General features: G+C 46.1%; 19 protein-coding genes. 10 read left to right on the forward strand and 9 right to left on the reverse strand.

Annotated elements, in window-relative coordinates:
• The first annotated feature begins 140 nt into the window (after positions 1–140).
• From QUB35_RS20500 to QUB35_RS20515, 4 genes are all read left to right on the forward strand, one after another.
• Positions 141–6869, forward strand: a complete 6729-nt coding sequence (locus QUB35_RS20500; protein ID WP_333143603.1) for a translocation/assembly module TamB domain-containing protein — start codon at positions 141–143, stop codon at positions 6867–6869.
• Positions 6870–7009: 140 nt separating this feature from the next.
• Positions 7010–8155 carry a clostripain-related cysteine peptidase gene (locus tag QUB35_RS20505; protein WP_333143604.1) on the forward strand — a complete coding sequence of 382 codons (1146 nt, stop codon included), beginning with the start codon at positions 7010–7012 and terminating at the stop codon, positions 8153–8155.
• A 165-nt stretch (positions 8156–8320) separates the two neighbouring features.
• Positions 8321–8686, forward strand: a complete 366-nt coding sequence (locus QUB35_RS20510; RefSeq protein WP_172192314.1) for a hypothetical protein — start codon at positions 8321–8323, stop codon at positions 8684–8686.
• 138 nt (positions 8687–8824) lie between these two features.
• The gene (locus tag QUB35_RS20515) at positions 8825–9796 is read left to right on the forward strand and encodes an Rpn family recombination-promoting nuclease/putative transposase (protein ID WP_333143605.1); all 972 of its coding nucleotides are present in this window, start codon (positions 8825–8827) and stop codon (positions 9794–9796) included.
• Between the two features lie 96 nt (positions 9797–9892).
• Here QUB35_RS20515 and QUB35_RS20520 read toward each other — a convergent pair whose 3' ends face one another.
• From QUB35_RS20520 to QUB35_RS20545, 6 genes are all read right to left on the reverse strand, one after another.
• Positions 9893–10396: a DUF2243 domain-containing protein gene (locus tag QUB35_RS20520; RefSeq protein WP_333143606.1), complete on the reverse strand. Its 504-nt coding sequence runs from the start codon at positions 10394–10396 to the stop codon at positions 9893–9895.
• 251 nt (positions 10397–10647) lie between these two features.
• Complete coding sequence (locus QUB35_RS20525; RefSeq protein ID WP_333143607.1) at positions 10648–10923, reverse strand: type II toxin-antitoxin system PemK/MazF family toxin; 276 nt, start codon at positions 10921–10923, stop codon at positions 10648–10650.
• Positions 10917–11165, reverse strand: coding sequence for an AbrB/MazE/SpoVT family DNA-binding domain-containing protein (locus QUB35_RS20530; RefSeq protein ID WP_015174616.1), 249 nt, complete (start codon positions 11163–11165; stop codon positions 10917–10919). Before QUB35_RS20530 ends, QUB35_RS20525 begins: the two co-directional genes overlap by 7 nt.
• Before the next feature lie 121 nt (positions 11166–11286).
• Positions 11287–11511, reverse strand: a complete 225-nt coding sequence (locus QUB35_RS20535) for a hypothetical protein (RefSeq protein ID WP_333143608.1) — start codon at positions 11509–11511, stop codon at positions 11287–11289.
• Positions 11498–11794: a hypothetical protein gene (locus QUB35_RS20540; RefSeq protein WP_333143609.1), complete on the reverse strand. Its 297-nt coding sequence runs from the start codon at positions 11792–11794 to the stop codon at positions 11498–11500. The genes QUB35_RS20535 and QUB35_RS20540 overlap by 14 nt, the downstream gene beginning before the upstream one ends.
• Positions 11795–11811: 17 nt before the next feature.
• Positions 11812–12054 (reverse strand): YgiT-type zinc finger protein, encoded by a 243-nt coding sequence (locus QUB35_RS20545; protein WP_333143610.1) that lies wholly within the window; start codon positions 12052–12054, stop codon positions 11812–11814.
• A 282-nt stretch (positions 12055–12336) separates the two neighbouring features.
• On the opposite strand from QUB35_RS20545, the gene QUB35_RS20550 reads away from it, so the two are divergent.
• Positions 12337–12567 carry a prevent-host-death protein gene (locus QUB35_RS20550; protein WP_333143611.1) on the forward strand — a complete coding sequence of 77 codons (231 nt, stop codon included), beginning with the start codon at positions 12337–12339 and terminating at the stop codon, positions 12565–12567.
• A complete protein-coding gene (locus QUB35_RS20555; RefSeq protein WP_333143612.1) occupies positions 12564–12956 on the forward strand; it encodes a type II toxin-antitoxin system VapC family toxin in 393 nt (130 codons plus the stop codon). Before QUB35_RS20550 ends, QUB35_RS20555 begins: the two co-directional genes overlap by 4 nt.
• Positions 12957–13059: 103 nt before the next feature.
• Here the strand turns inward: QUB35_RS20555 and QUB35_RS20560 are convergent, their stop codons facing one another.
• A complete protein-coding gene (locus tag QUB35_RS20560; RefSeq protein ID WP_333143613.1) occupies positions 13060–14586 on the reverse strand; it encodes a GUN4 domain-containing protein in 1527 nt (508 codons plus the stop codon).
• A 1-nt stretch (position 14587) separates the two neighbouring features.
• A complete protein-coding gene (locus tag QUB35_RS20565) occupies positions 14588–15004 on the reverse strand; it encodes a Pepco domain-containing protein (RefSeq protein WP_333143614.1) in 417 nt (138 codons plus the stop codon).
• Between the two features lie 287 nt (positions 15005–15291).
• Between QUB35_RS20565 and ispG the strand changes: the two genes are divergently transcribed.
• Positions 15292–16512, forward strand: coding sequence for a (E)-4-hydroxy-3-methylbut-2-enyl-diphosphate synthase (gene ispG, locus QUB35_RS20570; RefSeq protein ID WP_333143615.1), 1221 nt, complete (start codon positions 15292–15294; stop codon positions 16510–16512).
• A 478-nt stretch (positions 16513–16990) separates the two neighbouring features.
• Positions 16991–18346, forward strand: a complete 1356-nt coding sequence (gene ctpC, locus QUB35_RS20575; protein ID WP_333143616.1) for a carboxyl-terminal processing protease CtpC — start codon at positions 16991–16993, stop codon at positions 18344–18346.
• Positions 18347–18459: 113 nt separating this feature from the next.
• On the opposite strand, the gene QUB35_RS20580 is transcribed toward ctpC, so the two are convergent.
• A complete protein-coding gene (locus QUB35_RS20580) occupies positions 18460–18672 on the reverse strand; it encodes a DDE transposase family protein (RefSeq protein WP_333143617.1) in 213 nt (70 codons plus the stop codon).
• Positions 18673–18868: 196 nt separating this feature from the next.
• On the opposite strand from QUB35_RS20580, the gene QUB35_RS20585 reads away from it, so the two are divergent.
• Entirely contained in the window at positions 18869–21421 is a 2553-nt protein-coding gene (locus QUB35_RS20585; RefSeq protein WP_333143618.1) for a TIGR03032 family protein, read from the forward strand.
• 253 nt (positions 21422–21674) lie between these two features.
• A partial coding sequence (locus QUB35_RS20590) for an FG-GAP-like repeat-containing protein (RefSeq protein ID WP_333143619.1) occupies positions 21675–22751 on the forward strand: 1077 nt, incomplete at its 3' end.

Raw genomic sequence — 22751 nt, forward strand, 5'->3', positions numbered from 1 at the left:
TTACGCCCGATCGGCACTTCCGATCTCACTTGTGAGTCTACCAAAGGCAGAAGCCACGCTGGCGGATCGCAGAAATTATACCTGTCTAAAATCGGCTGATTCCCTTAATTCCTGAATTCTCTGATTTCTGAGAAACACCCATGACTAACTCGGACGATAACAAAAATCAACTCGCACCCCGTCCCCACCGCCGCTGGTGGCGTCTGCTGCTGCTTAGCGGTACGGGATTGGGCATTCTCGCCTTGGTTGGCGCGGCGGTAGGATACCAGTGGGTGCGGGAAAAGTTAGCTCCTTTGGTGGAAACTGAAGTCAGTCAGTTGCTGAAGCGGCCCGTGCAACTCGGACGTTTGGAGGGATTTTCTCTGACAAGTTTGCGGTTTGGCCGATCGACTTTACCTGCAACTCCTACCGATCCCGATAACGTTTCTACAGAAGCAGTTAAAGTGCAGTTTTCGGTTTTGCAACTGCTGTTCACCCGCACTCTCAAATTAGATATTACCTTAGTTAAACCCAACGCTTATATCGAACAGGATGCTAAAGGCCGCTGGGTTAATCTTCCCACAGCAGAGCGGAAATCTCCGGGTTTATTTAAAACTGAAGTTGAAGCAATTAGAGCTGAAAATGCCGCCGCAGTTTTGGTGCCGCGTCCCGCACTCGGACAGACAACTTCGGCTCCTATTTCTGTAAATCTGAAAAATGGCAGTGCTCTATTTCGCGACCAAAATCAGCGCGTTCTATACGAAGTAAACGGTCAGTTTACTAACAGCGATAATTTTATACTTAAAGCTGATTCTATGTTACCTGCAGCTCTAACTAACCTGCAGTTACAAGGTCAAAATTTGCCTTTGCCCGACCTCGCTCGCTTGCTAAGACTTTCCAGCATTTCTTTACAAAGAGGTCTTGCTAATGGCAATTTGACCGTGCAAGTGCGAGAGAATAAAGTATCGGGAATTACCGGAACGGCTAGTTTTGGAGGAGTGCAAGCGAGTATTGCTCCACTGAAACAAATCATACAAAATAGCAGCGGTCAGTTGCGGTTTCAGGGAACTAATTTTATTGTCGATAGTCTGGCGGCTAATTACGGTCTAATTCCGCTGAGAATAGCAGGAACAGTTGCAACTGGAACTAATTTTAATTTGGAGAACGCTAGCTTCAATCTGACAACTAGCGTGCAACCAGTCGCTTTTGCAAGTGTTGTCAGTGCGGTGGAGACAGAGTTAGGAAAGAAAGTAGTATTGCCCGTTGCTTTTGCCGGGGAGGTGAAGGCGGATGCCAAGCTAACTGGAACCGTTGATCTGCCGGTGCTCACAGGTACGATCGCCTCGACAAAACCTGCTACGGTCGATCGACTGCAATTAAACAATATTAGCACTAATTTCAAATTGGAACGCGGGAGAATGGCTCAAACCCCAAATCCCAATCCTAAATCTTCTATTCGCCCTTTTTCCTCTTTAGCTTTGACTTTGAGCGATATTTTGGTAGTGCCGGCGGCGGGGGGTAAACTTGGCGGCAAAGGTCAAGTTGATATTGCTTTAAAAAGTAAGAATTCTCCATCTGGTTTGGTGTTTGACTTGCAAGCTGAAAACTTGCCCGCAGATAATCTCGCCCAAGTTTACGCTCTCCCGATTCCTGGTACTGTTACAATTGGCAGTGTGTCCGCAAAAGCTCAAATTTTCGGCCCGTTAGACAACATTCAAGCTAGAGTTCAATGGCAAGCACCGCAAGGGACTTTCCCCGCTGCGGGCGAAATTCGAGCCGGAGGAAATTCGGCGGATTTGCAAAATACGGTTGTGAAAATTGGCGACGCTTCTGTTAACGTGGATGCTGCGCTAAAAGACCGTCAATGGCAAGCTATGATCGAGGGCGATCGCGTGGATCTCAACATTTTGCAGCAAGCCCTGCCAGACCTTAATTTGCCTCCTGAACTAGCGGGTTTGTTCAGCGGAACCGTCGAAGCAGCAGGAACTCTGGACGATTTGAGTTTAAATGCGATCGCTGCGACGGGCAAAGGAACGCTGAATATTGCTGACAGTATTGTTGATGTTAATGGCGAACTAGAATCTGGTCGTTGGCAAGTTTTTGGCAACACAGAAAAAGTAGCTGTCAATCAATTGATTGATATTGGCTTGCCGTTTTTAACACGGGAAACGACCGCAAATCTAGACAATCTAAAATCCAAAATCGAAAATATAAAATCGTTAGGCGGACAGCTAGCAGGTGAATTTCAAGTTGCGGGAAAGGTTGACGATTTGACTGCGGGCGGAATCAATGTTACTGGCAACGGTAGGCTCAATTTTGCCGACAGCAATGTGAATTTAAACGGAGAATTGGTAGCGGGAAACTGGCAAGCAACAGCAGAAACCGATCGCACTTCCATCAGTCGCTTGGTAGATTTGACACTGCCGATTTTAGATGTGGCTTCAGCATTCAATCCCGAAAATCAGCAATCAGCCAATCTCAACAATCTCAAATCCAAAATCCAAAATCTAAAATCGATTGACGGACTGCTATCGAGTCAAATTACAGCATCGGGAAGTCTTGACAATTTGACGGCTAGCAGCATCAATGCCATCGGCAGCGGCAGACTCAATCTTGCCGGCAGTGATGTTATTTTTAAAGGAGAATTGGTAGCCGGAAACTGGCAGGGAACAGCAGAAACCGATCGCACTTCCATCAGCCGCTTGGTAGATTTAGGATTGCCGATTTTAGATGTTGGCTTAGCTTTCACTGCTGACAATCCCCAAACAGTCGCCAATATCAACAATCTAAAATCCAAAATCCAAAATCTAAAATCGATTGACGGACAAATATCCAATCAAATTCAAGCCAGCGGCAATCTTGATAATTCAACCGCCGCCGATATTTCTGTCAACAGCAGCGGCCAACTCAATATTGCCGACGGTGCTGTTGCTTTTAGAGGTAAATTAGAAGACAGACGCTGGCAAGCTTTCGCCGATGCCGATCGAGTTATTCTCAGCCGCTTAGCACTAGATTTGGGAATACCTATTTTAGATGTAGCTTCAGCATTTAATCCCGGAAGTCAGCAAACTGCCAACATCAACAATCTAAAATCCAAAATCCAAAATCTAAAATCGATTGACGGCAGAGTTAACGGCCAATTCCAAGCAGCGGGCAGTTTGGATAACTTGACAGCCAAGGGAATTAGTGGTAGCGGAGAAGGAGTGATTTTGGTCGATCGACTCGGGGCGATCGATACTACGGCAAAATTGGAAAACGGCAACTTGCAAGCATTGCTGGAAACCAACGGAATTGCCGTCAGTAATTTAGAACAAACCCTCAAACAAACAGGTTTGCTGACAGCGGATTTACCGCCAGAAATTAACGGAACCCTCGACGGCCAAGTCCGCATTTTGGGAACAGTAGATAATCTAACCGCCAAGGGCATCACCGCCAACGGCGACGGACAAATTCGACTCGCCAACGGCGGAGGAATTGTCAATGCTAAAGGCCGCGCCGCATCGGGGAATTGGCGCGCGTCAATACAGGGCGAGCAAATTGCTCTAAGTCGCTTCCAGCAAGCCTTTGAGTCGCAGCGACAAAGCTTGCAAACCGGAGATGTAGTATCTGGTGCCCAAAATCTCCCCCAGCTTGCAGGACTGTTTAACGGCAATATCAATTTATCCGGCCCGATTGCGGCGGGCACGGGGGCACCGCCCCTACAAAATGTTCGCGCCGGTGGCAGTTTCCGCATCTCGGAATTGCCGTTTTTGAAACAACCTTTTGAGGCAGTATTTAATTGGGACGGCAAACGGGTGGAAATTGAGAACGCCACAACTCCCGGTTTGACAGCAAACGGCTTTGTTAACGTCGAACTCGAAGGTAAACGAGTGCCCTCAATTTCCAACTTAGATTTGGATGTCAAACTTGCCAACTTTAATCTGGAAGCTTTACCAGCAGAACAACTAGCATTTTTGAGACCAATTGGTCTCAAAAATCCTTCAGAGAATAATCTTCCCCTGCGCGGCAATGTAGATTTTACCGGCAGCCTCACCGGAACCCTCAGCGCCCTCAGCTTAGTTGGCGACGTGGAAGTGCGGGATTTAGCAGTAAATCAAATCGCTTTTGATCCGGTACTGGCGGGGAGTGTGAATGCGGATGCTGGGAAAAGTGTAGATTTGCGTTTGGCCGGCGCCAGCGACAAAATTCAAGTAGCTTTAAATCAATCTTTTCTGCCGACATCTTTCTTACTTCAACGCGGGGAATCTGTGGCTAGCGGCCAAACCGAGGGAGAAACTTTGCGAGTTAATTTAAGCGATTTTCCCCTCGCTGCTTTGAATCTATCACCCGGTAAAGAGGCCGGTTTGGGGCCGATAACTGGTACGGTTTCGGGACAAGTAAATGTGCCCGGTTGGAAGATGCCGTTAAATCCGGCGACTTTGCAAGCAAGCGGACAAATTGCGATCGCCCAACCGGCGATCGGCTACATTAAAGGTGACAGTTTCCAAGCCGAATTCAGTTACGCTAACGGCAGCGCCACTCTCACAAATGGCATATTCCGCCAAGGCAGCGGTCAATACTTAATTTCCGGCAATGTTCAAACAGGCGCAAATCCGCAATTTGCCGGAAAAGTTAACGTCCAGCAAGGCAATTTGCAGCAGGTTTTAACCGCTTTGCAATATTTCAATTTAGGGGACTTGGCTAGAGGTATAAAACCTCCCGTTTACGGTGACAGTGGCGACGTGCAAACTGTAGCAGTGGGAGAACCCGAAGCGCCGCTAATCGAACAGTTGCGCCGTTTGGCAGAAATTGAAATACTTTTGCAGCAGCAGCAAGCAGTGGAAGCATCAGAAAAATTGCCTCCTTTATCCCAATTGCAGGGCACTTTTGGGGCGGAAATTGCTGTCGCCGGTTCTTTGCAAACGGGTGTGCAAGCTCAATTTAACGTGAAAGGTGATAACTGGCAGTGGGGAGAATATGTTGCTGAAACGTTCAGCCTTGAAGGCAGTTTTCAGGACGGAATCTTAACTGTTTTGCCTTTGGAAATTCGATCGGGAAAAAGTGCGATCGGCTTTTCTGGACAACTCGGCCAAAAAGCTCAATCCGGGCAGTTGCGGGTAGAAAATGTGCCGGTGGAAGAGTTAGCCAAACTGGTGGAATTGCCTTTTGTGGATGTCACAGGAAATTTGAATTTGCGGGCGAATTTAGCCGGCAGTTTGGAAAACCCGCAAGCCACCGGAGAATTGAGTTTGCTTGAGGGCACGCTAAACGGAGAACCGATTAAACAAGCCGACGGCAGTTTCAGTTATAGCAATGCCCGCCTGAATTTTGGCGGCAGCGCTTTGGTAACTCAAACCGAACCGATTGAGGTGCAAGGAAGTTTGCCTTTTGAGTTGCCGTTTGCAGCCGTGAAACCTGACAGCGATCAAATCGATTTGAGGGCGAATTTGCAAAATGAAGGTTTGGCAATTATTAATGTATTGACTCCGCAAGTTGCGTGGGTCAGCGGCCAGGGACAGGTGCAAATTCGCGTGGGAGGGACGCTGCAAGATCCTGTAGCGCAAGGAATTGCGAATTTTGAAAATGCAACCGTCCGCGCGCAAGCCTTCCCAGAACCGCTGACAGGGCTAACTGGGACGGTGCGCTTTGAGGGCGATCGTATTCGGGTAGAAGGAATTCGGGGACAGTTGAGTCAGGGAGAAGTTGTCGCCCAGGGCGTGATTCCGTTGTCTGTGCCGTTTGCGGAGGGCGATGTCGATGCGGATAATCCTTTGGCTGTAAATTTAGACAAGTTGGCAGTGAACCTCAGAGGATTGTACAGTGGCGGCGTAGTCGGTCAAGTGCAGGCAAGGGGCACGGCTAGGCGTCCGCAGTTGAGCGGTAATATTGAACTGTACAACGGTGAAGTATTTCTCCGAAGTCCCGGCGGCGGCAGAACTGAGTTAGCTTCTTCCTCTTCTGCTTCTGATTCTGATTCCACATCTTCTGCTTCCCCTGCGACTGAGGTTTCTGATTCCCCTTCTGCTGCGACTTCCCCTTCCCCTTCCCCTTCCCCTTCCTTTGAAGTTGGATTGAACGATTTGCGGCTGAATTTGGGCCGGGGAATTCGGGTAACGAGTGCGCCGATATTGAGTTTTCAGGCGACTGGGGGCTTGACGGTGAATGGAACTTTAGATGACCTTCGCCCGGAGGGTACGATTCGGTTGACTTCCGGGTCGGTGAATTTGTTTACAACGCAGTTTAGACTCGATCGAGGATACGCGCAGACTGCTACCTTTATACCAACACAAGGACTCGATCCGACGCTGGATGTGAGATTAGCAACTTCGGTGCAGGAGGTAACGCGGTTCCGCACTCCCGGCGCATCTGTAGCCTCTGAAATAGCAGACGAACCGACAAGTTTCGGCAATGTGCGGAGTGTCCGAGTTCAAGCGTTAGTGCAGGGAAGGGCTTCTCAGTTGGCGGAAAGTCTGGAGTTAAGGAGTTCTCCGAGTCGATCGGAAACAGAGATTGTAGCCCTATTGGGCGGCAGTTTCGTGCAGACTTTGGGACAGGGAGATAGTACACTGGCGATCGCAAATTTAGCCGGTGCGGGTTTATTGAACAACCTTCAATCTGCTATTACCAACGCCACAGGATTGAGCGAATTTCGCTTATTTCCCACTCGGATTAGAGGTAACGAAGCACAAACTGCTAGTTCCAGTTCTGGTGCGGGTTCTCTCGGTTTAGGTTTAGAAGTTGGGTTTGACATCACGCGCAATATTTCAGCCTCAATCATTCGAGTTTTGTCAGCAAATCAACCGACAGAATTTACTGTGCGCTATCGATTGAGCGATAAACTCTTACTCAGAAGTTCCAGTAATTTTCAAGGAGACAATCGCGTCACTGCTGAATATGAATTGAGGTTTTAGTTAGCCAAAAATACAGTCTCCAAAAAGCTGACGATCCTCAACCACGAGCAGAGAACGTGAAAAGAAGAAAAGCCATCAAATTGATAACAGTAAGTATTAGTTCTTTAATAGAGACAATATATTACTCGGGAGACCAATATATGCTTGGAAGTACGGTCAAAAATCATTATGACTGGATATTACTATACTGGATGCCCTATGACAATAATCTCTCAATATTCGGACAACCAATTATTCAAATGCTAAGTAAAGGTGTAAAAAATGACAAGGTTTTGGTCGTAGTACAATCAGACTTTAGTGGAGCAGCACAAGTTTCTAGAAGCATCATTAGCCCAGGTAAAGTTGATACGCAATACTTAGAAACAGCAGATAGTAGTAGCCCAGAAGTCTTGAGTGAGTATCTGACTTGGGCACAATCTCAATTTCAAGCCAAACGCTGGGCTATTGTGTTTTTAGGTCATAGTGGAACGCTTATGGAAATCAGCCCCGACGAACATCCTACCTCCCCTTATATTTCAGAAATTAGATGGATGAATCTTCAAAAAATCAATCAAGTTATATTTAATTTTAACCAATCTGTAAAGGGAAATCTAGAATTATTATTTTTTCAAAATTGTAACAAAGGAAATATTGAAGTACACCATACCTTCCAAAATACTGCTAAGTATACGCTTTCATCTCAACTCCAACTGGGAGCGCCCAATTACTATTATGAGCAATCGTTAAGTTATTTGAGCGATTATCCAGACATTGATGGTTCCCAGCTAGCTAAAAAGATTATGGATTATGAACCGCCTAATATGTACCATAGTTTGACATTAACTAACAATCATTATTTCCGCTACTTGCCTGAAAAAGTTAATGTTGTGATTGATTCTATTTTGCAAGCAGATATTGTGCCTGTAAAACTTTTTATCTCCTCAATTTTAGGGCCTGAAGTCAATTTTTCCAATAACAATACTGTAGTAGTTTATCATAGCTCTGGAGAAACCTTTGTTGATTTCGCAATTTTTTTACAAAAACTTACCCAATTATCAGGCGCAAGTCCGTCAGCTTGTAAGGATTTATTGTTATTTTTAAATGATTTTCTCCTTCAGAGAGTGCAACAGCATGGGGAATTACTGGACTCAAGAATTAGGTCTAAGTATAAAAACTTATCAGGCTTAGGTTTATTTTTACCTAGAAATCGGTCGAAACTGGAAAAGTATTTGTATTTATCGGTTTATTCAGACTTAAAGCTTGTAGAGCTTTTTGAGGCCGTTGTATTCGAGACAAAAAAGAACTAAAGATATTGGGGAGATTTTACTTTCCCGACTTCACAGAAGCAGTCAGAGAAGTAAAACAAGAGCCAGCATTCGCTCCCAATTCCCACTTCCCAATGCTATAATATAAATAGCAGAATCAAAGCCCTGCTGTTAACCCCGCGCACAAGGTTATAGGAGTTAAGTCAAATGGCAAACAAACTCCAAGTCAATACACAGTCGATCGGCTACAGCGACTTTTACTGGAACCGCTTTAGTCCGAGAGTTGCGACTATCAGCAGCGTCCGCAACGCCAATCACTGGGACGGCGGATTTATCACCTATATTGCATTTCCCACAAAAGTAGAAGCTACAGCAGCAATGAAGTATTTGCTATTGCATCAAAAAGCTGCTGATGTCGATATGCGGAAAGCCAAGCGAATGAAAGCAAAAGGCATTCGGTGGGAACTCAAAATTCGGGGTTTAGCTTTTAATGAAGTGCTGAAGCTTGCGACGATGGATATAACTGGAAAGCTAGTTATGTCACCTGCAACTACTACTGAAGCCACAGGCTGATAAAAGCATTCAGATAACAGGTTGGGTTGAGACAACAAAACCCAACCCTTCCAATATTGGCCAATATCCATCTTCCTCTCTTTTCTCTTCCTCTGCGTCCTCTGCGCCCTCTGCGGTAAAAAAAATCCTCTAAAATATATGCGTTTCATCAGCCCCAAAACAGACTTTGCATTCAAAAAAATATTCGCTTCTTCCGAACATCCAGAAATTTTAATCAGCTTCCTAAATGCAATGCTGTATAACGGAGAACCAACAATCCAAGAAATAGAAATCATTGACCCTTATTCAGCCGGCAGCGTTACAGGATTGAAAGACACTTACCTGGATGTCAAAGCCAAGATTACCGGCAACAAAACCGTGATTGTGGAAATGCAGGTACTCAACGTCGCCGCCTTTGAAAAACGGGTAGTCTACAATGCAGCCAAAACCTATTCTACTCAACTAAAAGCTGGAGAAGGTTATTTAAAATTAAATCCGGTCATTGCTTTAACCATTACCGACTTTATCTTATTTGAAAACACCGAAAAACTAATCTCTAACTTTGAATTCACAGAAACCGAAGAAAAATTCGTCTATCCCAACTGCGAGTTAAAGTTAGTGTTTGTCGAGTTACCGAAATTCAAAAAAGAATTGAACCAACTCGAAACTCTGCCGGAAAAATGGCTCTACTTTATGAAAAACGCGCCCTCTTTGGAAGCAGTACCAGATACATTGGGGTCTATTGAAGAGATTAATACCGCGCTGGGAATTGCCAACCGAGCAAATTTGACACTAGACGAATTGAATGATGTAGACAAACGAGAAATGTTTATCCAAGACCAAATCGGGTCTGTGATGAAAGGGATAGAAATTGGTATACAACAAGGAATTGAACAGGGAATACAACAAGGAATCGAACAGGGAATCGAACAAGGAATCGAAAGGGGTAAAATTGAAGGGGAAATAGGATTAATTATGCGTCAGATAGTGCGGCGGGTGGGTGAGGTGACACTGGAAGTTCAAACTCGCATCCAGGGATTATCTGGGGAACAGTTAGATGATTTGGGAGAAGCTTTGTTGGATTTTAGGAGTCAAGAGGATTTGATTGCGTGGTTGGAGTCGGCGGGATGAACTGATGAGTTAAAAAGAGACTCAACGGTTGAAACGGTCGAGTCTCATCGGGGATTTTAAACCCGGATTTGGTATAATTCCCAATCTTCCATTCATTTAAACTTTAGTATCTGCGGGAACTTCCCTCTGTACCAGCATCCAACCTAACAGCGCTAAAATAAGACCGAGAATGAGAAATCCTAAATCCCAAGCTAACTCGTTGATACCGGGTTTGACGTGGTGGATTCCCAAAATTTGATGGTCAACAATGCCTTCAACAAAGTCAAACAATCCAGCACCAATTAATATTGAACCGAAAAAAGTTTGAGTTGACAAAGGAACATCTTTGCGCTTCACAGCACTCCACAAACAGAAGATTCCCGCTAGTGTTACCAACCAATCCGCAGCGTGAAACAATCCATCTCCGAGGGTATTTAATTCTAGACCGGCAACGGTAGCATCGGTTTTAACGCTGCTAAACATATGGTGCCACTGGAGGAGTTGGTGCAGCACAATGCCGTCAAAAAAGCCTGCTTGACCGATACCGAGGAGAATTCCTGCGATAATTAGAGGTCGGCGGTTGTTAACAGCGGTGGCGGGTGAGTTTGTGCGATCGTCCAATGGAAAACCTCAGATTATTTAACTGCTGAGCCTGGGTCTGTGAAGGGATTTGCCAGTACATTTTTTAGTTTTGCTGGGGAGGAGGGGCGATCGCATCATCCGCGAGAGAGATTTCTGGATACTCTTGATGCTTAATGCCAACTACAAATCTAGTTTATAATTTGATTAACTATTCATCAACCGTCATATTCTCAAACAAAATAGGTTGAATTAGCCTCAAAACTTCCTCAATTATATCCGATCGACATTCACTAAGAAAACTTGCCTGCCTTGCGCGATAATCTTGCATAACGGAGTTGATCCGTCATAATTACACCTGTTATCGCTTCACCTTCTGGAATGGGAACATAAAACGGATTTTTGCGTTGTGTGTTGCTAATGGGACAGACGAACACAAACCCAATTTTTCGGTTAAATTTAGTTTGACTCACCACCAGTGCAGGCCTAGTCCCCATTTGTTCGTGTCCTGATTGAGGATCAAAATTGAGGCGAATAAAATGACCTCGTTCGGGGATATAGTTTACCAAACTTCCTCTCCTTCTGGTTTTCCCCAAGAGACTTCTTCGCTAGATTCTATTTCGCCTGCCAATAATTCATCTAGGGTATACTTTGATATTTTATTATTTACAGGCTCTATGACCAGTTTCCCATTTTCTATGCTGCAAATTACTGAATCTTCGGCTTTAAGGTTGAGAAACTTTACTATGTAGTCTGGTATTGGCAAAGCCAAGGAATTACCTAATTTGCTGATGTGTATTTTAGCTGTCATACATTTGCGATGTTAACACTCAGGTTTATTTATTGTAACACAATATTGGGCGGGGCGGGTTTATTGAGATTGCTGTTTATAAACATAGATGTTGGTGAACCCGCCCCTACACAACCTTTGTCTATGCAAATACTGCTTCTACGGCTTTCGGCAATGCGATGGGTACGAAATATGCGACTGGATACAAATAATCTTCGCCGGATTCGTCAATAACTCGGATAAATTGATGTTCCGCAGCGCGATTATCCGGTATTATTTGGTAGATTTTTCGCACTTCCAAGGATGCTTGATAGTCTTGATTGTTAATGCAAACTACAAATTGTGTTTCTAAGTTAAACTTCAACATATTTGCATAAAGTAGTCAGTTCAGAAGCAGTTAACTCTGTCAACAAAATCGTCCCCTCAGTTGTCAATTCCCATCTATCGCGAGGCGAACCTGTTTCTATATATCGCTGAACCAAGCCATCAGCAGCCAGTTTTTTTAAGACAACCATCATGTCAGGTTCTCGCGGTACATCTCGACGGGAAAGTGCATTCGCGAGTTCGTACCAACTCCACTTTCCTTGACCTTTAGCTACTAATTCCAGCATCACTAATTCAAGCTGGGTTAATTGAGTTAAGTTTTTCATTTTTTTTATTGTATAACTTATCCAACGCGAAAAGATTGCCCCATCGCTTGAAATTCTTGAGTCTCTTCTCGCTGCAATTGCTGTCTAATTTTGGCAAATTTCCTAACTGTTTCCACAGAGTACAACCGTTCTCCACAGCTTAGGCAAACTTCAGCGGATACTTTTAATATAGCAGTATGCTTGCCGCCCCGTAAAAGTTTATCGACTTCTTTGACAACTATTTCACCGCCGCAAATTGGGCATTTTTCTACAGATAGCATTGTTAATTTCTCCTTTGTATCCAATTAATCCATCGATTCGCATCTGGCAGATAAATCGCCTCTAAAGCTTTCACCATAGATTAAGTATAGCTTTTCTCATAAAGATGAGGTACGATTGGGTAAAAGTTAATCAGGAAAAAAAGCATTGCTCGCCCCGCACCTCCTTTAACTCAAAAGCCTCATAGTCCCTGCGATTACTTTCCCGTAGTGCAATGACATCCTTTGCTCAGTGAACCGTATTGAGATATAATGTAGTTTGAACACAACACCAATCCTTGTCCTATGAAAACCATAGACAAAAGTCAATTAACAGCTCAATTACTAGAATTTTTGCGACTTGTCGAGCTTGAAGGCGAAGAAATTTTAGTGATGGATGGGACTAAACCACTTGTGATAATTTCTCAGTATGAAAAGTCTCTTTCAACTGAAGAATTATTTAAGGATATGCGGGGTAAAGTAAAATATTTTGAAGATTTAACTACGCCAACAACTGAAGAATGGCAGGAAGTATGACAGTTGTCCTGGATACCTGCGCTCTCATCTGGTGGAGTTTAGATCCAGAGAAACTTTCTCAATCGGCAAAAGATGCTTGTCAGCAGATGGAACAAGAAAAAAATGGTTTAGTTCCATCAACGGCCATCTGGGAAATAGCTATCAAGATCAAAAATCATAAGTTAGATTTAGGAGTAAGTATTGATGACTATATTGCTACTTTAAAAAAGTCTAATGTTATTCGGATCGTTCCAATTGATGAGGACATTTGGCTAGAAAGTGTCAAATTAGAATGGGAACACCGAGATCCAGCAGATAGAGTGGTTGTAGCAGTTGCCAAAAGAAGTCAAGCTGCTATTATTACAGCCGATCAAAAAATAGCTAGTTTCTACTCTTTAGTAATTTGGTAAATCGAATGTGCCAGGTATCGGAAACGTAGAAGTGGCGCGGTTTCGTGCTTCAAGCCTTTGTTATAAATCTTCACGAAATCCTGAAACGCTTAGATGTTACACTTTACAAGTCTCGACGCGAGAGAAGAGATGCCCACCACCCCCCCCTTGCCTTACCACTTCCCCCACCATTTACCACACCCCCCAACAACCCTAACCATCTCCGCCCCCACACCTCCCCCACCCACAACCAAACCCAACCCCCCAACAACGGGAGGTGTGCTTCAGGTGCTATTGTGTTGAATTTTAGATCTTTTCCCCATTCTCCTTTCACACGCCATCCCACCCGATCGCCAAAAGCTTCCCATATTTTACTATCAAATTCCCTGGTTCCCCCCAGACTTTGATAAATGCGCTTCTGCACCGAAAAGCCGAAACGTCCATTACTGTATTTTACCCAAAGTCGGTCAATGGTGCGTAAATCTTCACAGGGAAATCGATCAATATCTTCCATTCTGAGGCAGGTCTCCTCTGTTTTCCCCGCTGCTTCCAGCATTTTTTTAACCGTTTCCTTATCGGCCTTTTGCCATTCTTGAGTTGCCAGTAAATCGCGCAACTTAGTGTAGTCTACTCCGCGTTCTGACTTGAGGGGAACATCCGACTCAATAGGAGTAGAATTAGGAGGTGCAGGTTGAGGGGATTTTTGGGTTTTAGCACGATTTTCCGAACTCGGTTGATCTGGTATAGCTGTTGGCTGTGTCTGTGAAATAGCAATTCTTTTTACTGCTTTAATCGCATCCGTATCACCAGGAGATGCAACTAATACCCGAATCCACAACTGTTCTGCTAAATCTAGATTCTTGTTGATTTCAGCTTGGGAAGCATCATACTTTAGCGTCAGCACATCAGCTAAAGTAGCGTATTTTGGCAAAAGAATTAGGTGAGATTTTTCAATAGGTTCAGCAATAGTGAGAGGTGTTTGCTTGGGTTTCCCACATTGGCGATTGAGTTCGGGTACTCGATGGATTAAATATTGATTCAATCGTTCAACAGTCGCACATTGACCTTGAGTTCCCAATCCTTCTAGTAACGCAGAAGTAAAAGCACCTTGTTGTAAATCTTCAATTTCATAAGATATCTGATTCGGACTACAGGAAGCAATGCTGATGACTCCCATTTGCCGCGCTTGTTCAGCGGTTTGACGGCCAATCCCCTCAACAGACTTTCCCTCATCACGGCAAGCATCCAGAATCAGAACAATATTATCAGCACCGCAGCGTCGCAAGCGTTGGATAATGTAATTAACTGAAATATTACTATTTGCAATATCTTCGGGAAAACCGTCAGTCGGCATCAAATAATCGCACCCATTTTGACGAACCCCGTGACCGCTGAAGAAAAACCAAAAGTTATCTCCCGCACTCATAAAAGGCTGTTCAAACATAACGTGTAACAACCGCATCACGTTCGATCTAGTAGGCAGCAACTGTTTTTCCGATGAGTCTTCCGAGAAATGGTAAACTTTCTCAAATCCCGCCTCATTGCAGAGAAAATCCCGCATTAATTCTGCATCGCGCTTAGCATATTTCAGCGGACGTTGCAGGTGTTCGTATTCATTAATACCTATGACAACAGCCCAATTTTTCGCCATTTCACTTTGATTGTTCCCGTTTAAACTTGAGCTTTATCGCTCCTTTTCCTCCCGCTGCGGCCCCGTTACCGATGATGCTAATTTGCCCCTGACCGTTAATTTCCACCGATAACTCAATTTCATCTAACTCCATCTTAGACTTGCGCTCGCGCTTCTCTTCACTGCGGATTAGGAGTCGATCGACAACTGCCAGCAAATGAGCCATTTCTTGCTCTAATGTCTCTACACTGACATTATGAATTCTAAATTCACCCGTGGCATCGGGAACTTTTGGCGTTTTAGAAGACTTTGACGGTGATTCCATATCCAAGAAAGGTGCTCCCCCCATTCCCAGACTTTTGCCACCATCAGCAGTAACGACTTGAGGCGACTCGCCCGGAATATCGCTGGTCACAATCCTAATCGTTTCATCTGGCATAACTGCTGAAAACTCCAAAGTATTTATATAATTTTGTCATATTCTAACTTATATTCTAACGAGAAATTGCAGCCAAAATCTTCATTAACCTATCTTCGCGTTCCCGGTGATGCCTGCGTAACACGACGAACCCAACCTACATCATGTGAGTGGGAGGTAGGCGAGCATTTTTATCCCAAATCCTAAATCCCAAAACCTCTTTGTCCAAACAGACCCTTTCTATGGCAACCTGAAAAATAGGAAACAGAATTTTATAGACCTTAGTAACAAAACTCTAGCAACCAGTTATGCAAACTCTGCCGAACCCCACTAAAACCCCCACCACCCAACCAACCTTCGACACCACCATCAAACGCCGCAAAACCCGGCCCGTCAAAGTCGGTAGCGTCACCATCGGCGGTGGCTACCCCGTCGTAGTTCAGTCGATGATTAACGAAGACACCCTCGACATCGACGGTTCAGTGGCCGGAATTCGGCGCTTGCACGAGATTGGCTGCGAAATCGTCCGCGTCACCGTGCCCAGCATGGCCCACGCCAAAGCTTTAGCCGAAATCAAGCAAAAACTGCACGCCACCTACCAACCCGTGCCCCTCGTCGCCGATGTCCACCACAACGGCATGAAAATTGCCCTGGAAGTCGCCAAACACGTAGACAAAGTGAGAATCAATCCCGGACTGTACGTGTTCGAGAAGCCGAAAGCCGACAGAAGCGAATACACCGAAAGCGAATTCGCGGAAATTGGCGCAAAAATCCGCGAAACCCTGGAACCTCTGGTAATTTCCCTGCGCGACCAAGGCAAAGCTTTGCGAATCGGCGTTAATCACGGTTCCCTCGCCGAACGGATGCTTTTTACCTACGGCGACACGCCCGAAGGCATGGTGGAATCGGCCCTGGAATTCATCAAAATTTGTGAATCCCTCGACTTCCGAAATATTGTAATTTCCCTGAAAGCCTCCCGCGCGCCCGTGATGGTGGCTGCTTACCGCTTGATGGTGCACCGGATGGACGAACTCGGCATGGATTACCCGCTGCATTTGGGCGTCACGGAAGCAGGAGACGGCGAATACGGCCGCATCAAATCCACCGCAGGCCTCGCACCTTTGTTAGCTGACGGCATTGGCGACACTATCCGCGTCTCGCTGACAGAGGCCCCAGAAAAGGAGATTCCCGTCTGCTACAGCATTCTGCAAGCCTTGGGACTGCGGAAAACGATGGTTGAGTATGTCGCTTGTCCTTCCTGCGGTCGCACTTTGTTTAATTTAGAGGAAGTGTTACACCAAGTGAGAGAGGCTACGAAGCATCTCACCGGTTTGGACATAGCAGTAATGGGCTGTATTGTCAATGGGCCCGGAGAAATGGCTGATGCTGATTACGGCTACGTCGGGAAGCAACCGGGTTATATTTCGCTGTACCGGGGCCGGGAAGAAATTAAGAAGGTGCCGGAAGACCGAGGCGTGGCAGAATTGATTGACTTGATTAAATCGGACGATCGCTGGGTCGATCCTTAATTGCTCTCGATCGCCCCTAATGCGTGTTTTTAAACCCGGAGATCCCCCCTAACCCCCCTTAGTAAGGGGGGGACAAGAGCGCTCAAAGTCCTTGTTAAGGGGGGGACAAGAGGGATCGAAGTAAACCCCTACTCCCCTTTTTAAGGCAGGGCTGTTTCATTCTCAGAAAAACCAGGGTTTTGTAGGGGCGGTGCCCCCGTGCCCGCCCCCCCACAGACGATTTCACAGGCGTTTGGGACATGGGGGCAACCACGGGGGGTTTGCCCCTACCGAGAATGAAACAGCCCTGCTTCTTAAGGGGGATTTAGGGGGATCGAGACTTTGATACAAACATGGAGATAGAGGGTTTCAGTCTTAAGTTGACACCGCAGAACTCGGCAAAGTTGAATAATATATGTACGCCAACTACGACCGGGCCTTGCCTGTGTTAGATTGAGCGTAATTATTCTGAACTCTTTTCGTCCCGCGCGTCAGACAAATGGTTATAACAAAACGAGGGCTTGTTCTAAGTGCAGCAGCGGTGGTACTCACTGCTGTAACTCTTGCGAACACTGGTTGCAGTTCTAAATCTCTGGCTTCTTTTCGGGGAAGCCCTAAAGAGTTGGTTGATGAAGTTTGGCAGATTATTGACAAAAGTTATGTTGATGGCACTTTTAACCAGGTTGACTGGAAAGCGGTGCGAAATGATTATTTGAACCGGACTTATACCAGCGACGACGAAGCTTACAAAGCAATTCGGGAAATGTTGAAGAAGCTGGATGATCCTTATACGCGGTTTATGGACCCTCAAGAGTTCAGAAATATGCAGGTTGAAACTTCTGGGGAACTGACAGGAGTTGGGATTCAGTTGACTCAAGATGAGGAAACTAAGAAGTTGGTGGTGATTTCGCCGATCGAAGATACCCCTGCTTTTAGTGCTGGTATTCTGGCAAAAGATATCATTACTAAGATTGACGGCAAGAGCACAGAAGGCATGGATACGAATCAAGCAGTAAGTTTGATTCGCGGTCAGGTGAATACTGAGGTGACGCTGACTATTTTGCGGGGAAACAAGGAATTAGACTTTAAACTGAAACGCGCTAAAATTGAAATTCATCCAGTGCGGAAGTCGGTGCAGAAAACTCCCATCGGAGAAGTCGGCTATATTCGCTTAAATCAGTTCAGTGCCAATGCTGCATCGGAAATGCGATCGGCAATTAAGGATTTGGAACAGAAAAAGGTGACGGGCTATATTTTAGACTTGCGTTCCAATCCCGGCGGGTTGCTGTACGGAAGTATTGAAATTGCTCGAATGTGGCTCAAAGAAGGTACGATCGTCTCGACGGTCGATCGAGTCGGTGAGGCTGATAAACAAACGGCAAATAAGGGAGCGATCACAGACAAACCGTTAGTTATACTGGTAGACGGCGGTTCAGCAAGTGCTAGCGAGATTCTATCCGGTGCTTTGCAAGACAACAAACGCGCGGTTTTGGTGGGAACAAAGACCTTTGGTAAAGGTTTAGTTCAGTCAGTACGCGGCGTGGGAAATGGTGCCGGTTTGGCGGTGACAATTGCCAAGTATTTTACTCCCAACGGCACTGATATCAACAAGGCCGGGATTGAACCGGATTTTAAGGTAGAACTCACCGAGGCTCAAAAACAGGAATTGAGGCGCGATCGCGATAAAATTGCTACGACGGCAGATCCGCAGTACGCGAAAGCTATGGAAGTTTTGACAAAGCAAGTTACTGGTAAAACAGGGAACAATAAGGCGGAGTCGAAACCGAATGCAGCGCCAGCTAAGCCGACGGCGGCGCAGGCCAAACCGAGTGTGGCACCGGCTAAATCCAAGTAGTTTTTAGTCACAAAAACTTCAGTAAAGAAGGACTAAAGTCCTCACTACGAACCTGGTTTGTAGTCAGAATTTTAGTCCTTCTTATCTTCAATCTAAAATCTAAAATCTAAAATCTAAAATTTGGTTGGTTGACATTTGCCTGCACGAATTAATCCGACGCGACGGGCGATGGCATCTTCTGCCGAATCGTAAGGGCCCCACTTTTCAATAATATTCGGGTTTTGTTCTTCGAGTTGCGCGATCCTCTGCGAGGGCTGCGCCAACGGCAAAATTTCGCAATTACCGGCAGGACGTTTGATAATATAAAATTTTGGTGTTTCTGTCATAGCCAAATTCGTCAAATAAAAGCTGGATACTAACTAGGCAATGGGATAATTATATCAGCGTTGCTGATTTACGGTATGAACGGCTAAATATGCAAATCATAAAAACCATTGTCCACAAAGCTTCTGGATTTTTGCCTGGTTCTTTTTCATACCCTGATTAAGCAACGCCAAAAATCTTTAACTATAAAGTCAATTTATGAGTTCTATGATTCAGATTACCCCCTTAACACACTTCAATCAATGGCTGGCTGCACAGAAAATCAGCCTCGCCTTCACCACCTATCAAACCAATCGGTTATTCTTGATTGGATTGAAACCCGATGGCAGGTTGTCAGTGTTCGATCGCGAATTCGATCGCCCGATGGGACTATTTGCCACCCCTGAAAGCCTCGTGATGAGTACCTGTTATCAAATCTGGCAATTTGACAATCTTTGCCGTGAGGAAGTGGGCGATTATTTAGGGTACGACAAACTCTACGTTCCCCGCATCGGCTACACCACTGGTGACATAAATACTCACGACCTAATCGTAGATAAATCGCAAAACTGGGTATTTGTCAACACCCAATTTAGTTGTCTGGCAACACGCGATCGCGACTACAGTTTTCGCCCCATCTGGCAACCGCCGTTTATCTCCTCCCTCGCCGCCGAAGATCGCTGTCACCTCAACGGTTTAGCAATGGTAGATGGCGAACCCGCTTACGTCACTGCTTGTTCCCAAACCGATATTCCCGCAGGTTGGCGATCGCATCGAGGCGGCGGCGGCTGCATTATCGATATCCGTTCTAACGAAATCATTTGTAGCGGCTTAACCATGCCCCACTCGCCCCGATTTTACCAGAATAAACTGTGGGTACTCAACTCCGGTACTGGCGAATTAGGCTATGTAGACAATGGACAATTTCAGGCGATCGCCTTCTGCCCCGGTTTCGTCAGAGGGTTGGCATTTCATAACAACTATGCGATCGTCGGACTCTCCAAACCCAGACATGAAAATTTTCAAGGATTGACATTAAGCGATCGCTTATCCGCCCAACAGCAACAACCTCAATGCGGATTGATGGTAGTCGATTTAAACACAGGCAATATCGTCCACTCGCTGATATTTGAAGAAGTCGTCAAAGAATTATTTGACATTGCTGTATTGCCCGGAGTGCGGCAGCCAATGGCATTAGGATTTCAAACCGACGAAATCGAACGATTAGTTACTTTCCCAGGTTCTAGCATTATATCAATCAGACCCGGCATTCATCAACCCCCTGAAACATCTGTCAAAGTCAGCGAATCCCTCGTGCCTGCCGTGATTGGCACAGAAAAATTAGAAACCGCAGCCGCAGCTTTCGATCGCGGCAGAGAGTTACAAAAACAACTAAAATTAGAAGAAGCAGCCGCTTATTTTCGAGAAGCCATTTCCCTCGATCGCAACTATATCCCTGCCTACAATAACTTAGGAAATCTCCTGCAATTACAGGGAAAAATCCCAGAAGCGATCGCCCTACTCCAACGCGCCATCGAGATTAATCCCAATCAAGCAGCCACCCGCTGCAATCTCGCCAGCGCTTACCTATTGCAAGGGAATATCGCAGCAGCAAAAGCTGGATATGAAGAAACACTACGCCTCGATCCGAATTTCTATCTCGCCTATCTTAACCTCGGAAAGTTGCACGCCTCCCACGGAGAAACTGCCATAGCTGAAGGTTATTTGAGAAAAGTGCTGCGCCTCAAACCCGACAATACCGAAGTGAGAACAGTTCTTGAAAGCCTGACTTCTGGAAAACCAACCTTGCTAAACCCACCGCGTCAACCAGAAGAAACGCGCTATCCCGTCAAATACCAAGCTGTTTACAACCTCACAGCCGACAATATTTCCGCCTACGATGCCTTCACCTTCCCCAGCCTGCAAAAACGCTGGCAAACCCAAACTAAACGGGGCGAAATTGTAGGAATTTCTGCCACCATTTCCCATCAAATGGTAGGAATGGCGATCGCAGAAATCCTTCCCGAATCCCAGAACCAGCCATCCTTATCTGCCAGCATCATCTCCTGCTACGTCGTTCCCAACCATCGCCATCAAAGCATCGGCACAACCCTGATCGGGAATTTGGAAAAAGAACTGAAAAAAGTCGGTTGTCAGCGAGTCGAAATCTCCTACAAAAGCAGTGAATTAACAGCACTAGCCCTCGAACCCCTATTAAAAAACAAAGGCTGGCTCCCCCCTCAAACCACCTTTTTATTAGCCCAAACCACAACCAAAAAAATTGCCGAAGCCCCTTGGCTGCACAAATACCCCTTACCCGATTCATTTACCGTTTTTCCCTGGAGCGAATTAACCGCCCAGGAGCGCCAAGCCATTCTCCAACAAGGGGAATATCCAAACCCATTGAATCCCTTTAGCGACGAATCCAGAATCGAACCGCTCAATAGTTTAGGATTGTGCCATAATGGAGAAGTCATCGGCTGGATGATCACCCACCGCGTCGCCCCAAATACTATTCGCTACTCCAGCTTATTGGTGCGAAAAAAGTATCAAAAATTAGGTCGAGGAATATCCCTGTTAGCCGCATCAATTAAACTGCAAATCGACAGTGAGATAGAGAATTGCACTTTTTCAGTGGCGGCAGACAACGAGCCAATGCTCTCCTTCCTTAATCGGCATCTGCGCCCCTATTTAACCGGAATAGGCTCTTCGCGCATCGCCGTTAAACTGTTACAGAAGTCTCTCGGTTTTACTAAAGCTTCAAACAGCTAAAGTATTACTTCACTTGGGCGCGATGCCTCTCCTTAACCCTTACCCCTAGCTCGGTTTTCAAAACCAAACCGAGCTAGGGGTTGACACATTTAAACTTAACCCTCTATTATAGAACAATATAAAAAAAATGTCATCCCCCTGCGGGAATAGCCGCACCAAAAATTCAAACAACCTAAAATCAAGCCGCTCTGAAAGTATCCAAAACTCAGGGTAATAGCCCAAATCCCCCTGACCCCCTACCCCTTAAAAAACTATGCCCGCCTTTGCCCCCCCCCAAACAAACCCCTTCAACCTCAACGCTGTGGGGACTTACACCTCTCCCACCTTAGTCGATATTGACGGCGACGGCGATTTAGATGCCTTCGTTGGGAGTAATGACGGCAACACTTACTACTACCGGAATACCGGCACCGCTAGCGCCCCAGTCTTTGCCGCCCCCCAAACAAGCCCCTTCAACCTCACCGATGTGGGGAATAACGCCTCCCCCACCTTTGTCGATATTGACGGCGACGGCGATTTAGATGCCTTTGTTGGGAGAAGTGACGGCAACACTTTCTACTACCGGAATACCGGCAACGCTAGCACCCCAGCCTTTGCCGCCCCCCAAAATAACCCCTTCAACCTCACCGATGTGGGGAGTTACGCCTCCCCCACCTTTGTCGATATTGACGGCGACGGCGATTTAGATGCCTTTGTTGGGGCACGGGACGGCAACACGCGCTACTACCAAGATTTGCTTCCCGGTGTCAGCATTGCCCCCGGCACCAGACCCAGCGAAGCCGAACCCATTGCCCCCGTCAACGGCAACTTCGTCGTCACCCTCTCAGCCGCCGCCACCGCCAACACCACCATCAACTACACCGTCAGCGGTAAAGCCACACCGGGCAGCGACTACACCGCCTTATCGGGTAGCGTCACCATCCTCACAGGGCAAACCACAGCCAATATTAACGTCATTCCCGTCTTAGATAACGTCAGCGATCCCAGCGAAACCGTACAAATCACCCTCACTGCTGGCACAGGATACAACGTAACGAAGACTAAAACTGCCGTACTGCAAATCGCCGATAACATACCCAAAACTTTTACCGCCCCCCAAACAAACCCCTTCAACCTCACCAATGTGGGGTTAAACGCCTCCCCCACCTTTGTCGATATTGACGGCGACGGCGATTTAGATGCCTTCGTTGGGGCACGGGACGGCAACACGCGCTACTACCAGAATACCGGCACCGCTAGCGCCCCAGTCTTTGCCGCCCCCCAAACAAACCCCTTCAACCTCACCAATGTGGGGTTAAACGCCTCCCCCACCTTTGTCGATATTGACGGC

It is taken from the genome of Microcoleus sp. B13-B6, assembly GCF_036705405.1.
Taxonomy (GTDB): Bacteria; Cyanobacteriota; Cyanobacteriia; order Cyanobacteriales; family Microcoleaceae; genus Microcoleus.

What these genes read in the sequence shown, in the direction of transcription:
- QUB35_RS20500 (WP_333143603.1), top strand. Translation starts at nt 141, where the DNA reads ATGACTAACTCGGACGATAACAAAAATCAACTCGCACCCCGTCCCCAC.
- QUB35_RS20505 (WP_333143604.1), top strand. Translation starts at nt 7,010, where the DNA reads ATGCTTGGAAGTACGGTCAAAAATCATTATGACTGGATATTACTATAC.
- QUB35_RS20510 (WP_172192314.1), top strand. Translation starts at nt 8,321, where the DNA reads ATGGCAAACAAACTCCAAGTCAATACACAGTCGATCGGCTACAGCGAC.
- QUB35_RS20515 (WP_333143605.1), top strand. Translation starts at nt 8,825, where the DNA reads ATGCGTTTCATCAGCCCCAAAACAGACTTTGCATTCAAAAAAATATTC.
- QUB35_RS20530 (WP_015174616.1), bottom strand. Translation starts at nt 11,165, where the DNA reads ATGACAGCTAAAATACACATCAGCAAATTAGGTAATTCCTTGGCTTTG.
- QUB35_RS20535 (WP_333143608.1), bottom strand. Translation starts at nt 11,511, where the DNA reads ATGTTGAAGTTTAACTTAGAAACACAATTTGTAGTTTGCATTAACAAT.
- QUB35_RS20540 (WP_333143609.1), bottom strand. Translation starts at nt 11,794, where the DNA reads ATGAAAAACTTAACTCAATTAACCCAGCTTGAATTAGTGATGCTGGAA.
- QUB35_RS20545 (WP_333143610.1), bottom strand. Translation starts at nt 12,054, where the DNA reads ATGCTATCTGTAGAAAAATGCCCAATTTGCGGCGGTGAAATAGTTGTC.
- QUB35_RS20550 (WP_333143611.1), top strand. Translation starts at nt 12,337, where the DNA reads ATGAAAACCATAGACAAAAGTCAATTAACAGCTCAATTACTAGAATTT.
- QUB35_RS20555 (WP_333143612.1), top strand. Translation starts at nt 12,564, where the DNA reads ATGACAGTTGTCCTGGATACCTGCGCTCTCATCTGGTGGAGTTTAGAT.
- QUB35_RS20560 (WP_333143613.1), bottom strand. Translation starts at nt 14,586, where the DNA reads ATGGCGAAAAATTGGGCTGTTGTCATAGGTATTAATGAATACGAACAC.
- QUB35_RS20565 (WP_333143614.1), bottom strand. Translation starts at nt 15,004, where the DNA reads ATGCCAGATGAAACGATTAGGATTGTGACCAGCGATATTCCGGGCGAG.
- ispG (WP_333143615.1), top strand. Translation starts at nt 15,292, where the DNA reads ATGCAAACTCTGCCGAACCCCACTAAAACCCCCACCACCCAACCAACC.
- ctpC (WP_333143616.1), top strand. Translation starts at nt 16,991, where the DNA reads ATGGTTATAACAAAACGAGGGCTTGTTCTAAGTGCAGCAGCGGTGGTA.
- QUB35_RS20580 (WP_333143617.1), bottom strand. Translation starts at nt 18,672, where the DNA reads ATGACAGAAACACCAAAATTTTATATTATCAAACGTCCTGCCGGTAAT.
- QUB35_RS20585 (WP_333143618.1), top strand. Translation starts at nt 18,869, where the DNA reads ATGAGTTCTATGATTCAGATTACCCCCTTAACACACTTCAATCAATGG.